General features: G+C 42.9%; 12 protein-coding genes. 3 read left to right on the top strand and 9 right to left on the bottom strand.

Annotation, left to right across the window (positions count from 1 at the left end; translation table 11 throughout):
• Positions 1-88: 88 nt before the first annotated feature.
• Positions 89-619 (top strand): sigma-70 family RNA polymerase sigma factor, encoded by a 531-nt coding sequence (locus tag BN8899_RS13710; RefSeq protein WP_065220729.1) that lies wholly within the window; start codon positions 89-91, stop codon positions 617-619.
• 106 nt (positions 620-725) lie between these two features.
• Here BN8899_RS13710 and BN8899_RS13705 read toward each other — a convergent pair whose 3' ends face one another.
• From BN8899_RS13705 to ligA, 9 genes are all read right to left on the bottom strand, one after another.
• Positions 726-2,006 carry a thioredoxin domain-containing protein gene (locus tag BN8899_RS13705; protein WP_065219847.1) on the bottom strand — a complete coding sequence of 427 codons (1,281 nt, stop codon included), beginning with the start codon at positions 2,004-2,006 and terminating at the stop codon, positions 726-728.
• 58 nt (positions 2,007-2,064) lie between these two features.
• The gene (locus tag BN8899_RS13700) at positions 2,065-2,490 is read right to left on the bottom strand and encodes a hypothetical protein (protein WP_065219846.1); all 426 of its coding nucleotides are present in this window, start codon (positions 2,488-2,490) and stop codon (positions 2,065-2,067) included.
• Between the two features lie 11 nt (positions 2,491-2,501).
• The gene (locus BN8899_RS13695; RefSeq protein ID WP_065219845.1) at positions 2,502-3,119 is read right to left on the bottom strand and encodes a hypothetical protein; all 618 of its coding nucleotides are present in this window, start codon (positions 3,117-3,119) and stop codon (positions 2,502-2,504) included.
• On the bottom strand, positions 3,107-4,705 hold the full coding sequence (locus tag BN8899_RS13690; RefSeq protein WP_065219844.1) for a RagB/SusD family nutrient uptake outer membrane protein: 1,599 nt from the start codon (positions 4,703-4,705) through the stop codon (positions 3,107-3,109). Before BN8899_RS13690 ends, BN8899_RS13695 begins: the two co-directional genes overlap by 13 nt.
• An 11-nt stretch (positions 4,706-4,716) precedes the next feature.
• Complete coding sequence (locus BN8899_RS13685; protein ID WP_231932353.1) at positions 4,717-8,193, bottom strand: SusC/RagA family TonB-linked outer membrane protein; 3,477 nt, start codon at positions 8,191-8,193, stop codon at positions 4,717-4,719.
• 160 nt (positions 8,194-8,353) lie between these two features.
• Complete coding sequence (locus tag BN8899_RS13680) at positions 8,354-9,517, bottom strand: FecR family protein (protein WP_065219842.1); 1,164 nt, start codon at positions 9,515-9,517, stop codon at positions 8,354-8,356.
• 55 nt (positions 9,518-9,572) lie between these two features.
• Positions 9,573-10,130, bottom strand: a complete 558-nt coding sequence (locus BN8899_RS13675) for an RNA polymerase sigma-70 factor (RefSeq protein WP_026207359.1) — start codon at positions 10,128-10,130, stop codon at positions 9,573-9,575.
• Positions 10,131-10,293: 163 nt separating this feature from the next.
• Positions 10,294-12,792, bottom strand: coding sequence for an ATP-dependent Clp protease ATP-binding subunit (locus BN8899_RS13670; protein WP_065220728.1), 2,499 nt, complete (start codon positions 12,790-12,792; stop codon positions 10,294-10,296).
• Positions 12,793-12,886: 94 nt separating this feature from the next.
• Positions 12,887-15,403, bottom strand: a complete 2,517-nt coding sequence (ligA, locus tag BN8899_RS21360; RefSeq protein ID WP_065219841.1) for an NAD-dependent DNA ligase LigA — start codon at positions 15,401-15,403, stop codon at positions 12,887-12,889.
• 164 nt (positions 15,404-15,567) lie between these two features.
• Here ligA and BN8899_RS13660 point away from each other — a divergent pair, with 164 nt between their 5' ends.
• Complete coding sequence (locus BN8899_RS13660) at positions 15,568-18,567, top strand: hypothetical protein (protein ID WP_065219840.1); 3,000 nt, start codon at positions 15,568-15,570, stop codon at positions 18,565-18,567.
• Positions 18,568-18,664: 97 nt separating this feature from the next.
• Positions 18,665-19,009, top strand: a complete 345-nt coding sequence (locus BN8899_RS13655) for a DRTGG domain-containing protein (RefSeq protein WP_018336987.1) — start codon at positions 18,665-18,667, stop codon at positions 19,007-19,009.
• Positions 19,010-19,013: the final 4 nt, after the last annotated feature.

The following is a 19,013-nucleotide window of genomic DNA, read 5'->3' as shown; positions in this document are numbered from 1 at the left end:
TCTTCCCCAAAACATTATTTCTAAATTTATTATGCACAAGAATGGTATTTCCATTTTCGGGTGCAATACATTTAGACGCAAACTTGTGATGGAACAACTCGATTCAATTTTGGAAGGGATAAATAACAGGGAAGAGAAAAGTTGGAAGCAACTTTATGCCATCTGTTACAAAAACCTATGTGTTTATGCAGAAAATATCATTAATAATCAAGAAGATGCAAGAGATATTATCCAAGAACTATTCATAAACATATGGTACGCGGAAACACGCTTTCCAACTTCCCTGGAATTATTAGGTTACTTGTATAAATCGACACGAAGAAATTCACTGATTTTCATTAGAAATAAGAAATATCGAGAGAAAATATTACGCCAGATAAGAGACGAAGAAAAAAATTTAAATGATTTTCTTCAAAAAGTAATATGCTCCGATGTATACACTTTATTGTACACTCGTATTACCCAACTTCCCCCCATGCAAAGAAAAATTATTGAATTAAGCATAACCGGACTATCAGGAAAAGAGATCGCCAATACACTCGGAATCAGTGTTAACACGGTAAAAGTACAAAAAAGCCGCGGGATTAAATATTTACGCAAATATTTAAAAAACGAATAAAAGAATGTCGCCCGAATCGAAAGACTCCGAAACCGGGCAACCTCTACTCTCGCTTCTTCTACAGAAAAACGAAATCAACACACTATGCACCACCAAAATACAATCTTCATAATGAATTTAATCTACTTTGAATCATCTTCTGCAATTGTAATCTCATCTGTTCATTATCAATTTCGGCACTCACGATAAACGCTTGATTAAAACATTGCTTTGCTTTTGACTGACTTTTAATTTCTTTATAACAATCACCCAAAATACACAATACCCGGGTTTTCAACTGCGGGGTTATCGAAGAAAAGGTTAACGCCCTTTCCAACCATGGAATTACTTGCGGATAAGCACTTTCAGGTAAGCGCCCTTGATAAAGTGTAAACAAATCTTCGACAGGCATCGTGTAATTATTTACAGTTAAAGCAGTGCCCGCCCCTTCAAAATATCGATTCATTTTCTCGAAAAAGACATCCATATTTTTCCGGTATAAATTATAATACCCGTCTGATAATAAATTAATCGCCTCAAACGCTGATAATTTCCCAAACGGGATATCCCCGTAAACAGCATTCAAATCTCCATTTAACCGTTCTAACTCTTGCTTATACTCCGACCTTCCATCCCGGCAAAGAGAAATAATATAATTATTAAACAACGCTATAATATAATTATCTACCCCACTCTTACCTATCTTTTCTATATATTTCTCGTAATTCGTTACCAAACCGTCAAAAATAAAATCATTTTTCGCTTTCTTCGGATGAAACATCACCAACAAAGAAAAATCTTCCTCGTTTGCCATGTTCTCCAACTTTTTGTTCTTCACGTAGTCATCAAAAAGAGACTCTATACGCACAATCCATTTCTCCCGGTTATATCCTTCTTGGGTGCCAATAAATGCAGGAGCCTGCAAAAGCAACTCTTGGCACAGGTCCAGATTCTTTTTCTCTTTCCTTATTTTCTCGTACAACTTTTCAAAACTCAAAGCCTCACCGCATACCACTTTTGCCTCGTGCAACAAAGCCTCCGAATTTATGGTCCCATTAATCGCGCGGACAACTTCACCTTTCCCATTTATAAACAACAGCGTGGGAAGCACATTTACTTTATACTTCTGCACGATAGTCTTATTTTCTAAAGCCTCCACATTTATCTTCAAACTTAAAAAGTTCTTATTAAAATACTCCCCCACTTCCGGCAAAGTAAAAACCTGACTAGCCATCAATTTACACGGCTGACACCAATCTGCATAAAAATCGACAAAAAGCTCTTTCTTTTCCTTTTTCGCTTTCTCTACCGCCTCCTCAAATGTTCCCTCGAAAAAAGTAATTTGAGCAGAAACCTTCCCAAGCAATCCCAAAAACAGGATCACCAAACTAAATTTTATATATCTCATTGCAATTAAATTTTTAATAGGAGAAAGAAGAACACCTTGCTTTCTCCTATTTTTTTAACTATTCCAACACAAACGTAAATATATCTGTCAGAATTGCCGAATGCCCCTCATTTTCAACTTTCAAAGAAACCGTATAACATCCCTCTGGCGAATCGACCCTTGCATCCACATACATCCGTCCACCACCAATAACCGTCAGGTATTTAGCAAAATCCTCCGCTGCTTCCTGCCCGTTAGGACTTTTTACGCCCACAAGTGAATAACTCAATGGTTCCGTACCTAAAAGCTGTTCAATCTGGGACGTCGTCCATGGAGCACTCACATCTACATCCGCCTCACCAAGATTAGAGAAACGAGTAATATACAACGTATCCTGCGCATAAGATGCATCATCCGTGAACAAAAAACCAACAGCAACATCACTACATCTAGCGAATATCAATGTCATAAACAACATGACAAAATATAATAGTCCTCTTATCATTTCTATTCATTTTAAATGTACTTAAACTGGAAACTATACCCCAAAGCCTGAACGACGCCATTATTCGTTTGTATATCTGTCGAATAAATCCTATTAACCGCCGTTCCCCCGCGAGCGAAAAAGTGTAAAGAAATCTCGCCCATATCCGGTACTCCCTCGAAAGGTTGTTGATAAGTCCACATGAACAAGCGTCCCCCCAGCGTTCGATACTCCATACCACCGGTTTCTTCTCCCGTGCTCTCATTCCTTTTTCCCCGGGGCACATCTGCAAGCATAACACGTTGAGGTATAATTAACTTTTTCAATATCGTTTGGCAAAAATCGACCGGCATATCCGTCACTCTTTCATACCCTTTTTCTATCATATACAAACGAATACTGTGATTCGTCACTCCTAAGAACGTGATCTGTTTGTACTCTCCTTTTCCTTCAAACAAATCCCTCAAGCCGGCATGTTCAATCATGATAATGGTAGAATCCCAATCATATGATTGCGTGTGCAAATATTCCCACATAGAACAATCATGAACACCATTCGCCAATTCTCCTTCATGATAATTCCACTTCGTGCATGATCCCAACAACGCGATCAATGCAATCCCTTTTAATAAATATATTATTTTTGCCATTGCCAATAAGTATTTTGAGTCATCAACGTATTTTTAGTAAACGCACCCACGCCAACCGGCGCATACAACGCTCCATTTTTCACATCTTGATCTGTAAGAGTCTTGAAATTACCATACAACAACTCTTGCCAATAACCGTTACGAACAATATCGAAATAATATTGTCCTTCACCGAAAAGCTCGCGTCTTCGTTCATCAAAAATTTCACGCCGCAAAGACTCTTTATCCTTCGGACCCGAGTAATCTCCCAATTCCGCACGATATCGAACCATATTTAAATCATTTACAGCCGTTGCCATCTCCAAATTCACGCGACACTCTGCTCTCAACAAGATCAAATCAGCCAATCGCCAAATGACCCAATCGCCATCCGTCGCAATAACGACTTCACCAGCCCACGACGTCACCTCTTCACTCGTCTGGATTATCACGTCTCTCCACTTGGCTAAATGCGCATAAGGGGTAACCTCACGTCCCACCTCGATCATATCCCAAGTCTCCTCGTCGTACTCAAACACGGGATAAGTCAATTCACCCAACTGGTACCAGAATTCTCTCCGACGGGCATCCTCTTCTTCCGGATAAATGCTTTTCACCGTCTCCACGGTAATCTTAACGTATTCATCCCAGCTATCATTCACGATATTAGCAATTTCCGCTTCGTCAAGCGTCGTGTAAGGATAACTCATCAACATCTGTCCCGGCAACTCAGCTTTTAATTCGTTCCACCATTTGCGATCAATATCCAAAGGATCGTTATCAATACAAAAAATCGTCTCCACGCTATTCCGATTCATACCGAATACGTTTGAAATCAAACCATCCATGCTCTCCAACTCGTACACGCCGCATTTACCGTCGATCACTTCCGACGCATGCTGTTCCGCTTCTTCCCAATACTCTCTTTCATGAGTCAAACCTCCTAACCAAGCATAAATATTCGCCAATAACGTGTTTACCGTTCCAAGGCTCGCGTATTGCTTGGAAGTAATCTTACTACCTTTAGCATCAATCAACTTATCATGAGTAGGAAGCGTCAATGCCAATTTCGCCTCTCTCAACGCCTCGTTCAAAACCTCTAACACCGGTTTCTTACCCTCTGGTTCAATGGATTCCGAACTTTGGGTAATAGGAGCATCTCCCCAAATTTGAGCTATCCGAAAATAAGTAAGAGCTTTGGCAAAATGAGCCTGCCCCAACCAAAACTCCTTACGCTCTTTTGAAATATTCTCAAAACGGTATTCATTTTCAAGCATCACGTTCGCCAGGTAGATCACGTTATAAAATCCCCCCCACTCTATATCCAACGTCATACTCTCGTCATCCAAATAAGTGAACGGATCCAACTCGCGGTATCCCTCGTAATACCCCCCGAGATTATCCGCATCAATCGAGATATAAAAATAGGGCTGAGTTCCCATACAAATCGACTTCATGGAACTCAAGATTCCATTATACATCGCTTCGACTTCACTCTCGTTCTTGAAATAATTAACGAAAGTCACCGAATCCTCCGGCTCAACCGTCAACCAGTCATTACATGAAAGTAATGGAACAAACAATAATAATATTAATAATTTTTTCATTGGGCTACATTTTAAAAATTAACTGTCAATCCAACCGTGAATTTCCGGGGTAACGGGTAAGAATTCAAATTATCTTTCCCACTCGTGGGATCTATCAGTTCCGGATCCAGCCCCGAATAATTGGTCAAAGTGAACAAATTCTCTCCCGTGACAAAAACACGCGCCCCGGATATACCGATTTTCTTCGCAATATTCTGGTGCAGATTATAACCTAATGTCAATTGCTTCAAACGTATAAAACTTATATTCTCTATATCACAATCATACAATCCGTTATATTGATTCGGCTCGTAATAGTATTGAGCTTTAGGAAAATCCGCTTTTTTAGAATCCGTCCCATTCCAAATATTCACGTCATTCATATCAACAAACAAGGGTCTTCCCGACGAGGAAGGATTTAACGCCACATCGTCATAAAGTTTCAACACGTGACGCCCCAAGGAATAATTGAAAAATATATTCAAATCGAAGTTTTTCCAGCGTAACTCGTTTATCCAACCGCCATGAGCCATAGGTAGAGGACTAGCTGCATAATACATATCTACATCCTGCTCGATCCTTCCATCTCCATTCAAATCGAGAATCCGTCGGCTACCCGGCGTAAACACAGCATGCATGGCATTCCCGTATAACGGTTGAGCCTCTCTTTGCGCGTTATAATAAACAGGCACTTCATCAAACGAATTATAAAAACCATCCGTTTTATACACTTTCAACTGGTGCAAAGGCTTACCTATCACTTGTTGTTGAAAATCAAAGCCATCCGCACTCTTTTCAAAACGATTCCAATTACGGGAAAGATTATACTTCATTCTCCATTTTACTGCCGTGTTTCTCAAAATATCCGCTTCCAATTCCAACTCTATACCTTGATTCGAAACAGCCATCCCATTTTGCCACTGAAAACCATGGTAATAAATATTACCCGGCAACTCGATCTGGTTCAATTGACCTGTCGTATAACGATAATAATAATCAACCACCAAACGTAAACGATAATCAAAGAAACTCAAATCCAAACCTAAATCATATTGATCCGTTTCTTCCCAGCTCAATCTCTTGTTAATAACACCTCCTCGAATATCAGGAACTATACCGGCAGAACCATGGAACGTTCCATTTGCCATCAACAGACCTTGTGACAAATAACGTTGCCCGAACTTTTGCCCGGAAGTACCCCAGCTACCCCGAATCTTTCCAAAACTCAACCAATAAAACGGTTGCATAAAAGCCTCATCCGAAAATACCCAACCGATTGCAAAAGCCGGAAAAGTCGCCCAACGTACATCCTCCCCGAACACGGAAGACCCATCCCGGCGAATCGTCGCCTCGAACATATATTTCTCCTTGAAATTATATGTCAAACGCCCGAAATAACTATTCATTCGCTCCTCCGAAAAAGAAGATTCATACTCAAATGCGGACTCGTAGAAAGGATTCTCCTCTGTACCCGTATTATTCAACCCATAATTGCCTCCCCATCCGGTTCCCACGTAATGTACTTTATCATTCGGACCGTTTTTCCCGGTTCCCTTATTATTGAAAGACTGATCTTTTTGGAACGATAACCCAAGCATAACATTAAAATTATGCTTATTCAAATAACTAAAGGAATAAGTCAGCAAATTCTCATTCAATAAAGACAAATCCCTCGAAATTGTCCCTTGTGAAGTCGAAAAATTCGTGTATTGATCCAAAACAGATGGCTTAAAGGTATTCTGATTCTGTTGATTATAGTCGACCCCAGCAGATACCTTCAAATGCAAATTACGAATCAATTCGTAATCAAAAACCATATTATAACGCAAAGAATAACTTTGGTTTTTCTCTGAAACCTCATTCAACTTCTCAGCCATACTTTCCCCGAAAGCACCTCCTCCAGGCAATAAAGTCGACGTCTTTTTCGGATCAGCACTCACGGATTCAATCTTCGTGGCTCCGTGCCCGGCATTACTTCCCCGGCTACGGTCACTGTAAGTAAGTCCCAATTGAGTATCCATACGCAAGCGCTTTGTCGGGAATGCCGTCAAATTAGAAATCACGTTAAAACGCGTGAATCCTGTATTTATAACAATACCTTCCTCATCATAATAACCGGCACCCACGATATAACGTACATTATCGTTACCACCGGAAGCCTGGACATTAGCATTAATCACGTTTGCCGTTTGATAATTCAACCGATACCAATGAGTTGAATTATTATAAAAAGCATTCAAACTATCTTGCAAAACAATGGCATCCTGACGAGTATATGCAGTCCCCCAAAACCAATCGTACATCGGACCATTCGGTTTGCGAAGATTCACAACCTCTTCATAAGAAGTCGGCATCTTCCACTTTCCATCGGATGCCTTATAAGGCAACACCGTATTGCGCAAAGCATTCAAATGATACGTTCTCTCGTAACTCCCCCCGTACTGCACCGGTGCTTTAGGCAACCAAGAGGCGGAATACGATACATTCGCATTAAACTGGGCTTTCCCGGCACGTCCCTTCTTCGTGGTAATCAAAATCACTCCGTTACCGGCACGAGAACCGTAAATCGCAGCGGAAGCCGCATCCTTCAACACTTCAATAGACTCAATCATAGAAGGGTCCAAATCAGACAAAGTATTCGCCCCCGTAACTGCCGAAGTAAAAGATTGCATCGGTATACCGTCAACCACATACAAAGGAGTACCGTATCCCCGGTCTGATCCCTCTCCATCCACGAACAACGAATTGTAACCGCGAATAGCAACGATCGAACCGCCACCACCAGGAGAACCGGAAATATTACTTACCTCGACTCCCGCCATGTGACCTTGCAACAAATTCTCCAAACTATGCGTCGGCAATTCCTTCAAATCATCCCCCTTCACGGAAGATATAGCACTAATCACCGTACGTTTCTTTTGGGAACCGTAAGCAACCACCTGCACCTCATCCAATCCGGATACATCCTCCTGCATCTTCACAACCAACAATTTATCAGCCGAATAAGCTACTTTTTGAGTCTTAAAGCCAATAAAAGAAAACACGAGATAACCTTTTTCTTTGGGTAACGGCAATACAAAATACCCTGCTGTATCCGTTGCCGTTCCCACCTGAGTACTATCCAACATCACGGTAACCCCGGGCATAGGCACATTCTTCTCGTCAACAACCTGCCCCTTGATGATGTACGTTTTTCTCCTCTCATCTTCCACTGCCGCCCGGATAATTACCACATTGTCATCATAAGAAAAAGTCAAGCCTAATGAAGGCAACCACTCCTTCAACACTTCATCCAAAGATTTGTTTTCAACCTTCAAACTCACCTTACCTTTTTGTTGTATCATCTGATTATTATACAGAAAATCACAACCGGATTGTTGACCGAGTTCAGTAAAAATAGTCTTCAAAGAAACATTCTCCATCTCCAAATTAATCATCGCTTGCTGCGAATAAACATTAGCCTGCACCGAGATGAAAAAAACAAACTGAAAAAGACAAAACAATTTCATAAAGATTAACATTTTCCGAACAGGAATCTTGTACAAAGCCCTTATTCGAATTCGACTTTTTTGCATACTTTTGTTTTTTAAGATTATACATGTACAACAACTACTTAACACACATTTGTTGTACTTTATCTAAAGTTGGGGATTGGGGAATCCCCAACTTTCATTTTTCCTTTATAATTACATTCTTTCCATTTACTTCAAACTCCACCAGACCAGTCTGTTCAATCTTCTCGAACAAATTCTCCACCTTATCATACCGCCTCAAACGCCCTGTAAACTCCAAGGATTTAACATGCTGGTTCTGGTAAAAAACAACCAGGTCATACCACAAGGATAACGTTTCCATAATTTCTTCCAACGACATCTGGTCAAACTTATAATATCCATCCTTCCATGCGGTATACAACTTTGTATCAACAGATTTAATCTCAAACACGCCTTCATCTTTATTATAAATTGCCTGTTTTCCCGGGGTAACCTCCACCAATGCTTTTCCATTCGTCAATTGAATTTTTCCCTCTTCCAAAGTCGTTTCTATTCTTTCTCGTTCCGGATAGGCAGTCACGTTAAAAGAGGTTCCCAAAACTTGAATCCGTACATCACCGGCTTGTACAACAAAAGGACGCCGTTCATCTTTCCGAACTTCAAAATAAGCCTCTCCTTGTAGCTTGACTTCTCGCTTATCTCCAGCGAAAACCACCGGATAACTAATTTCCGAACCAGCATTCAGAAAAACCTTCGTTCCATCAGCCAATACAACATTATATTCCGTCCCCCGGGGGATTACCAATGTATTGTACTCCATCCTCACGGGTGCAACAGAATCCATTGACTTATACATCAAAGTTGAATTCACGTTCTCTATTTGCACGCTATCCTCTCGAATAAACTTTCCGTCATACTTATTAAGTTCCAGCACTTCACCCGTGCTTAATCTCAAATGAGCCCTATACCCATTCACGCCTTGTTGCAAATCCCGGGGAATAACTTGATTTTCTTGATTCGACCCCAGCCATTTGTATAGTAACACACAACACAACAAAATGGCTACTGTTGCCGCAATCGAATACTTCCACCGAATTGACAATTTCTTCCCAACACGTCTGGATTTCACATTTGCCTCTATCTTTTGCATGACTGCCTCTCCACGAATTCCGGGAGTCTGTTTCACCAACCGTGCACTTTGGAACAATCCCCGGAGTGCGTCAATCTCCTTCTCTCCCTCGTGATCTCGCAACCAAGCTTCCACCTCTTGCCGTTTACCCTCCGGCAAAATTTCACCAGATAAATAAGCTGCTATTATTTCACTGATTTTATCATTCATATTAATTCCTTTTTACAAAAGGAACCTAACTATCAATTTCGGGTGACAACCGATTCTATTTTTTTTCAAGAAAAAATAACAAAGTCAGATATTCATCATCTTTCAACTCTTTGCGCAGAAATTGTAAAGCCCTTCCCATTTGAGTCTTTACAGTATTAATACTAATATTCAATTGATTTGCCACATCTTGATATTTCATACCTTCCATACACACCATATGTAATATACGCCTACGCTCCTCTGGCAAAGCCTCTATCGTACGATACAACTTTTCCACTAATTCCGGATCAATCGCCTGCTCCTCATCATACAACTTCTCCCGAATCCAATCATGTTTATCTTCCCTCCGCCTCGTGTTCCGCAAATAATTCAAACATCCGTGCTTAACAGCAGAATAAAGGTAATGCTCCAAACTTCCGCGCAAACCATTAAAACGCCTATTAGCCCAAAAATCAACAAAACACTCTTGGACAATATCCGCAGCTTCCTCGGCATCTCCCAATAGTTGGGTGCCAAACAAAATTAACGGATCATAAAATGAAGCATACAACAAACGGAAACCTTGCCGTTCATTCTTCATAAATAATAATATGATCTCCTCACTATTTTTCATTTTATGATTAAGCTTATTTGGAGGGCTAAAATAACAAAACTCCTCATTTATTTATCCATCATATAATCTTTTTTTAGATTTAACCATCTATATTAAAATAAATCAAAAAAAAGGGACTGTAAATACAATCCCTTTTGTCTATTTTGTCATATTCCTTGCAAATCTATTTCTTTTCTTTTATTACAATCTTATCATCGGTTTTATTGTAGTCAACATCAAGCTCCGTGCCTTCCGCCACTCCTTTGATAATAACCTCCGCCAATTCGTCTTCCAGGTATTTCTGAATAGCGCGTTTCAACGGACGAGCCCCGTATTGCGGATCATACCCTTTCTCGATGATAAAGTCTTTCGCCTCTTTCGAGATAGAAATCACCAACCCCAAATCATTCACTCGCCTAAACAATCCCTTCAACTCGATATCGATAATCTTGTAGATATCCTCTTTTGACAAAGAATTGAACATGATAATATCATCGATACGATTCAAGAATTCCGGAGAGAAAGCATTTTTCAAAGCTTTCTGCACGATACCCTTCGCGTAATCGTTATTATCTGTCATATCCTGCGAACCGAAGCCTATTCCACGCCCGAAATCTTTCAATTGCCGGCTTCCGATATTGGAGGTCATGATAACAATCGTGTTCTTGAAATCAATCTTCCTTCCCAAACTATCCGTCAATTGACCGTCATCCAACATCTGCAACAAAATATTGAATACATCCGGGTGAGCCTTCTCGATCTCGTCCAACAATACCACGGAATACGGTTTCCGCCGTACTTTTTCCGTCAACTGACCGCCTTCCTCGTATCCCACGTATCCCGGAGGCGCCCCAACTAACCGGGACACGGCAAATTTCTCCATGTACTCGCTCATGTCTATCCGGATCAACGCATCCTCGGTGTCAAACAAATAACGAGCCAACACTTTTGCCAGCTGGGTTTTACCCACACCCGTGGGTCCCAGGAATATAAAGGAACCAATCGGACGATTCGGGTCTTTCAACCCGGCACGATTCCGGTGTATGGCTTTCACGATTTTCTCGATTGCCTCTTTCTGCCCGACAACGCTCTCGCTCAATTCGTCGTGCATCTGCAACAACTTCATTCCTTCTGTTTTGGCAATACGCTGTACCGGGACTCCCGTCATCATGGCAACCACCTCGGCGATATGTTCTTCGGTCACGGTAACCCGGTTCTCTTCCAGATCACGTTCCCAATTCACTTTCTCCTCCTCGAGCTGCTTCAACAGCTGACGTTCTTTATCCCGAAAAGCAGCCGCAACCTCGAAGTTTTGTTGCTTCACGGCGTCTTTCTTTTTCTCTTTTATCTCTTCTACGTCCTTTTCCAATCTCTCGATGATCGGAGGTACGTTTATATTAGAAATATGTACTCTAGAACCCGCCTCATCCAACGCGTCGATCGCCTTATCAGGCAAAGCCCGGTCGGAAATATAACGTAAGGTCAATTTCACGCAAGCCTTAATAGCCTCATCCGTATACCGCACGTTATGATGATCCTCGTAACGGGATTTGATATTATTCAAGATTTCCACGGTTTCCTCGACAGAAGTCGGTTCCACCAGCACTTTCTGGAAACGACGCTCCAAAGCTCCGTCTTTTTCAATATTCTGGCGATACTCGTCCAAAGTTGTCGCACCGATACACTGAATCTCTCCGCGAGCCAACGCCGGTTTCAACATATTGGCAGCATCCAGGCTACCTCCGGAACCTCCGGCACCCACGATCGTGTGGATCTCGTCGATGAACAAAATGATATTCCGGTTCTTCGCCAACTCGGCGAGAATCGCCTTCATTCTCTCCTCGAATTGTCCACGGTATTTCGTACCTGCCACGATAGAAGCAATATCCAAAGAAATGACACGTTTGTCAAACAACACGCGGGAAACTTTCTTCTGCACGATCCGCAATGCCAATCCCTCGGCAATAGCCGATTTACCGACACCCGGATCACCGATCAACACCGGATTGTTCTTCTTCCGGCGGCTCAATATCTGAGCCAACCGTTCGATCTCCCGGTCACGTCCCACGATAGGATCGAGCGTTCCTTCTTCTGCAGCTTTCGTGATGTCGATACCGAAATTATCCAACACCGGGGTATCGGATTTCGACGACACTGGACTACCTTGACGATAAGGATTGTACATGGAACTGTCATCATCCCCGTCTTCCGGGTCATCCCCCTCGTCATTAAACTCGGATTGCATCCGCATTTTTTCTTTCAAGACTGCCTCTTTAAAAATATCGTAGTCTATATTCATTGTTTTAAATAACTTCGTCACAAACCCGGCTTGATTTCTTAAAATAGCCAGCATCACGTGCTCCGAATCCAACTCGTCATCTCCCAAATCCCACGCTTCCTCGGAAACACGCTTCAATACGCTATTGGCTGCCAACGTGAAATCCAACTCGTTCACCTTGTCTGCCTTATAACGTTTACCATCCAGGCGTTGCTCTATTTTATCCTTTACCTCGTAGAAATCCAACCCTAAAGACATCAATATATCAATCGCCCTTCCACTTCTCAACTTCAGGATGCCCAGAAACAAATGCTCCGGGTAAATCTTGGAATTACCCAGCCGCTTCGCTTCTTCGCCAGCCGAAGTCATGATCTGTTTTAGTCGTCTTGTATCTTCTTTTCCCATATTCTTATACCGCCTTTCACGGTCCTCACTATTTACATTTTTCCGTATCGTAAAGATACTATTTATCATCCAATCTTCCAAGATAGCTTCATTCTTATGAACCCATCAATGTGTTAAACTCTTTTTCGTTCAAAATAGTTACATTTAACTTCTGTGCTTTTTGCATTTTGCTCCCGGCATTCTCTCCGGCAAGCAGATACGTGGTCTTGCTTGAAACGGAATCGCTGACTTTTCCGCCCGCCTTCAAAATAATTGCCTTGTAATGTTCCCGCGGCAGAGAGAGAGTTCCGGTAATCACGAACGTCATGCCCGCCAATTGATCTGATTCTCCCTCCTCTTCTTGTATCGTCCCGCTTATACCGTATTGCAAAAAGCGTTCCATCATTTCACGGTTCTCGCTTTTCTCGAAATAACGAATCACGCTACCCGCCATTTGATCACCGATATCCTCCACTTCCGTGAGCTGCTCGAAAGTGGCATCCATCAACACCCGTATATCTTTAAAATGGCGGGCTAAATTGCGGGAAGCCGTTTCCCCGATATACCTAATTCCAAGAGCATTAACAAATTCCGGTAGATTCTGCTGTTTTGATTTTTCAATTCCGGCAATCAAATTATCCACCGATTTTTCCTGCAAGCGATACACGCTCAACGTGTTGATTTTACGGATAAATTTATCTTTATCCCGCAAAAAACGATAAACACGTTCAGCATCCTCACGTGACAATTCGTCAGTTTCCGCAACCTCATCCACGGTTGCCGTGTAAAGCCGGTATATATAATCAAACTTAATGGACAGCAATTCAGACTTATGGAAATCTATCCCAGGAATATCCAGTGCATAAATCACGATCTCCAACGGGATCATATCCGTATCCCCCGCTTGCTTCAAGCGATCCAACGGCTCATTGAAAGGTATTCGGAAATATTCCAACATCTTGTTGATACTCTTTTCCCTGTCGCCCGAAAATTGCAACTCGACCAACGCCAGCAATTCCTCCTTTGTCGCGGAAGCCAATCGCAGAAGCCCCCCGAAATGTTCTGCCAACACCTCAGCGTTCTTTACCGATATATTTTTCATCCCGATCTCGAAAGCGTAAATCACCTTCGCCAGCGGGATACTCGTCATCACGTAACTTTCCGGATACAGAATCTTTTCCAACCCGATCAATTCTGACCGTTTGGCAGGTAAAGTATAAATATCCGCGATATCCCTAATAAAACCTTTTGTCAACAACAGGTCTATCGTCTCGCTTCCCATCCCCTCGATATCCATGGCTTTCCGGCTCACGAAATGCTCCAATTTCCCGGCTATCTGTGGCGGGCAATGATCCTCGTTCGGGCAATAATGATTTGCCTCCCCTTCGTTTCGAATCAATTCCGTACCACATTCCGGGCAACGGGTGATAAATTCTATCACGGGCGCATCCGGTAATCTTTTTTCCACATCCACCCCGACAATCTTAGGAATAATCTCTCCCCCCTTCTCCACGTACACCATATCATGCGCGTGCAAATCCAATTCCCGGATAATATCTTCATTATGCAACGAAGCCCTCTTTACCGTAGTTCCAGCAATATGCACCGGTTCCAGGTTTGCCACCGGGGTAATAGACCCAGTACGCCCCACCTGGTAATCCACGCTCAACAGACGGGTTTCCACCCGTTCCGCCTTAAACTTGTAAGCCACCGCCCAACGAGGCGATTTCGCCGTGTAGCCCAATTGCATTTGCTGTTTGATACTGTTCACCTTTATCACGATGCCGTCTATCGGCACCGGCAGATTCTTGCGCTCAATATCCCATTTATGTATAAAATCAAGAATCTCGTCCAGATTCCGGCACAATTCCATATAAGGAGGCACGTTGAATCCCCATTCCCGGGCTTTCATAAGATTCCCGTAATGCGTGGGAGTCAAGGTGATCTCACCCGGAACGTAATACAAGTAACAATCGAGCTGTCTTTTTGCCACGATAGACGAATTTTGCAATTTCAACGTTCCGGCTGCCGCATTCCGGGGATTGGCGAACAAAGCCTCACCCGCTTCCAAACGTTCTTCGTTCAGGCGATTGAACACGGCAAAAGGCATCAATATTTCTCCCCGCATCTCGAATTCCGACGGATAATCGTCCCCCTGCATCTTCAGAGGCACCGTCCGGATCGTCCGCACGTTTGCCGTCACGTCATCTCCCTTCACCCCGTCCCCGCGGGTAACAGCAACCTGCAAGTCACCTTCCTCGTAGCGCAAACTAATGGATGTCCCGTCGTATTTCAATTCGCAAACGTACTCCACGTCATCCCCCCCGATTCCTTTGCGCACACGCTCGTCAAAATCCCGTATCTCTTGCTCGCTGTACGTGTTTGCCAACGACATCATCCCGTACTTGTGTGCTACCTGCACGAATTCATTGTTCGTGTCATTCCCTACCCGTTTGGTCGGTGAATTAGGATCAGCCATCTCAGGATGTTTCGCCTCCAAGTCTTCCAACTCATGCATCAACTTGTCAAACTCGAAATCCGATATCACGGGTGCATTCTTCACATAATACAAGTAGTTATAACGCTCCAATTCTCTTCTTAATTCCAGTATTCTCTCTTTTTCCATCACCATTCAAATTTCAAGTTATCAACACATTCCACCTATACTGATCGGATGGTCTGTAACCGGTAGTATAATTCAACAGCAAAGATAATTGTTCTTCGTGGAGTATCATATCAAAAAAAAATATATTTTAGCAGAGAATTTTAGATGCAAATAACTACAAGCACATACTTATGAAATACCACAACACCCTTAAAAGTATCCGAATTTCCCTTATCAGCACCATAACTATATTTCTATTTATCCTCCCGGCAAAAGCCCAATTCGTAGACTTGGGACAAGACCCTTGCAGCACTCGTTGGAGGCAAATAAAAACAGACAATTTTCAAATCATCTACCCCGATTTCTTTGAACAAAACGCTCAATATCTTGCCAATATTTACGCTAAACTTTATGCCCATGCCAATACACTGGGGATTAAAGCGAAAAAAATGTCCATGATCGTTCGGGCAAACGGGGGCATTTCTAACGGGAACGCCGGGTGGGCACCCAAGAAAAGCGAATTATACACGGCTCCGCCACAAGACGTCGATGGCAGTTGGTTGGAACACCTCTGCATTCATGAATTTCGCCACATCGTGCAATATGACAAAGTCAATCAAGGATTCACGAAAGTATTATATTACATCTTTGGGGAACAGATCACGATGGCTGTCATCGGGGTTTACATCCCTATGTGGTTTCTGGAAGGAGATGCCACGGTTTTCGAAACCTCTGTCGGGCAAGGTCAACGGGGACGTTCGCCTGAATTCCTCAACGAGATGAAAGCCCAAATCACGGAGAAAGGTATCTATACCTACTATAAAGCCGTATTGGGATCGTACAAAGATTTCGTGCCGAACCGCTACCCGCTCGGGTACTACATGGTCGGCAACAGCCGAATGCATTACGGTACCGCAATCTGGCAAAATGCCTTGACTCGTGTAGGTAAACGTCCTTACGGGATCACCCCTTTTGCCCGTAGCTTGAAACTCACGCTAAACGAAAAACGGGACTCCTTATGGAATACCCAACATTTCCAATCCTTGTTTATCAACCCGGATAGCGTGAAAAAAGCAAATACCTATTGCGACGCCAAACGCACCCTTTACCGGGATAACTTTAGCGAATTGCAACAAATCTGGAAACAGGAAGCCGATCAAGTAAATCATTTATTCGATACGATTCCCACACGCAATGCCCTATACTCGAATTACCATTACCCCACGCCCACTTCGGCAGGCGAAATCATCGCCTATAAAGAAGGGCTGGCACAAGAAGGCGCATTTGTATTTCTCAAACCGAACGGGGATGAAATCATCACCCGCACGGGCATCATGTACGATTACAAATTTGCATTTAATAGCCATACTCTGGCATGGTCGGAATACAAATCACACCCTCGTTGGCAACAAGGCGGAAAAATGGTGATCGCAACTTACGATCTGCTCCATAAAAAATATCGTCGTTATCCCGCCCACCAGAATCGATATGCACCTTTCACGGTAGAAAACAACTGGGGATTCGTCGAAGTCGATAAAGAAAATCAAGCCTCCCTCGTGATTATGGATTCCCGTTTTGAAAAAGAACTTTTCCGGTTGAAGGGAACAGGTACCGAATTATTCGTGCATCCCTCTTACGACGGGAAAGGCAACATCATCACGGTAGTTGTCAATACCATCGGAAAACACATCGAATCTGTTAATATCCAAACCGGGAAGCGTACTCCCCTGACCGCAAGCACATCCTATGAAATAGATAACCCCGTTGCCACAGGCAATCAAATGATCTACCGGGGAGCTTTTGACGCAAACAATTCATTCTATCGCCAAGACCGCCCCAATCATTTCGGACACAATACATTGAATGCGAAATTCGGATTACGCTATCCCCAATTATCCCCGGGCAAAGATTCACTTTTCTTTTCATTCTACACTGCCGACGGGTACAAACCGGCTAAAATCGCTGTCAACCAACTTGAAAACAATCCTATCGACGAGAAGCAATTTACCATTGCCGATAGCGTAACAAAGCAAGAGGACTGGCACTTTGCCCTAAACACGGACACGACTTACGCCAGTCGGAAATATAACAAGACCTTACATCTTTTCAATTTCCACAGCTGGGGACCCATATTCCCGGACGTTGACGACACGGACATTGATTTCGGGCTAGCCGTTAGCTCCCAAAATAAACTCAGCACCCTTTTCCTGACAGCCGGATACGTACGGGGCAAAGGTTACAAACACGGCAATTGGCAAGTGAAAGCCTCCTACAAAGTTTTTTGGCCTATACTGGATTTGGAATTCAAAAGCGGACGTAACGACGACATCTCCCAAACCTTTCTCCGCATCGATCAACAAGCACAACAGAAAGACACGCTACACGTGGTTTACAAATCACAATATACCAAAGGAACCGCTACCCTACAATTTCCATTCAATCTTTCCAGAAAAAATTATAATCGCAGTATCGCGCCTTACGTAAGATACGAATTACAATCTATTCATAATTTCAATCTTAAAGATGCCTATTTATTAGTTAATCGCCGTTGGCAAGCCATTCCCTCCAATCATTCGTATCTCGGTTTGATCGACAAACCGGACAATGTCCTGCTTCAAGTCATGCGCTACGGACTCATTCTCAACAATCAAACCCGAATGAGCGACCGGGATATCAATCCCCGCTGGGGACAACGGCTGGAAATCGGCTACGAACACACGCCTTTTGAAAATCTCGATTACGGGAATTCAACCTGGATTGAAGGACGTCTTTATTTTCCGGGATTCGCCCCCCACCACTCCTTCTCGCTCTATGCTGGGCATCAGGATAAATCGAGAAAAGACAAAAATTATTACGGGAACCAAATTCAATCTCCCCGCGGAATATCCTTACACGGGTATGACCTCTCGACTTTACACACGACATACCGGATGCCGATTTGTTACCCAGATGCCCACGTCGGTCCCATCCTGTACATGAAACGTATCGTGGCAGCAGCATTCTTTGATGTCGGAAAAGAGAAAAACCAATATTACAACAAAACTTTTTACTCGTATGGTATAGAAGCAACCGTCGATACTCATTTCTTCCGCCTCCCGTTCCCGATGAACCTAGGTTTCCGGTTCGGGTACGAAACGAAAAAACAATCCGTGTTCGCGGACATGATATTCTCCGTGAGTTTCACGATCTAAACCGCATATTCCGCAATATTCTAATAATTCGGATGCTCTTGTTTGAGAATCCGAATTATTTTAATTAATTTAGGAGCAACCAAAAAACTACAAATCTATGACTCTAAAAGAAGTTGCTGTGCTACTTAATGCCCGGATAATTCACGAAGACGGTCACCTCGATAAAGTTATCCGTCACGCGTTTGCTGCCGATTTGATGAGTGATGTACTCCGACTAGATACCAGCGAGATGCTACTTATCACGGGACTCGCCAATCTGCAAGTCATCCGGACGGCAGAAATGTCTGACATTTGTTTTGTTCTATTCGTTCGAGGAAAACAAGCCTCCCCCGACATGATAGAATTAGCCAAAGAGTGTAACATCGCCATTCTACAGTGCAAACAAAGCATGTTCAAAGTATGCGGAGAACTGTACAAGGCTGGGCTAGAACCCATTTATTAAAATA

Source organism: Butyricimonas sp. Marseille-P2440 (assembly GCF_900091675.1).
Classification (GTDB): domain Bacteria; phylum Bacteroidota; class Bacteroidia; order Bacteroidales; family Marinifilaceae; genus Butyricimonas; species Butyricimonas synergistica.
This window is presented reverse-complemented; position numbering and strand designations above follow the sequence as displayed.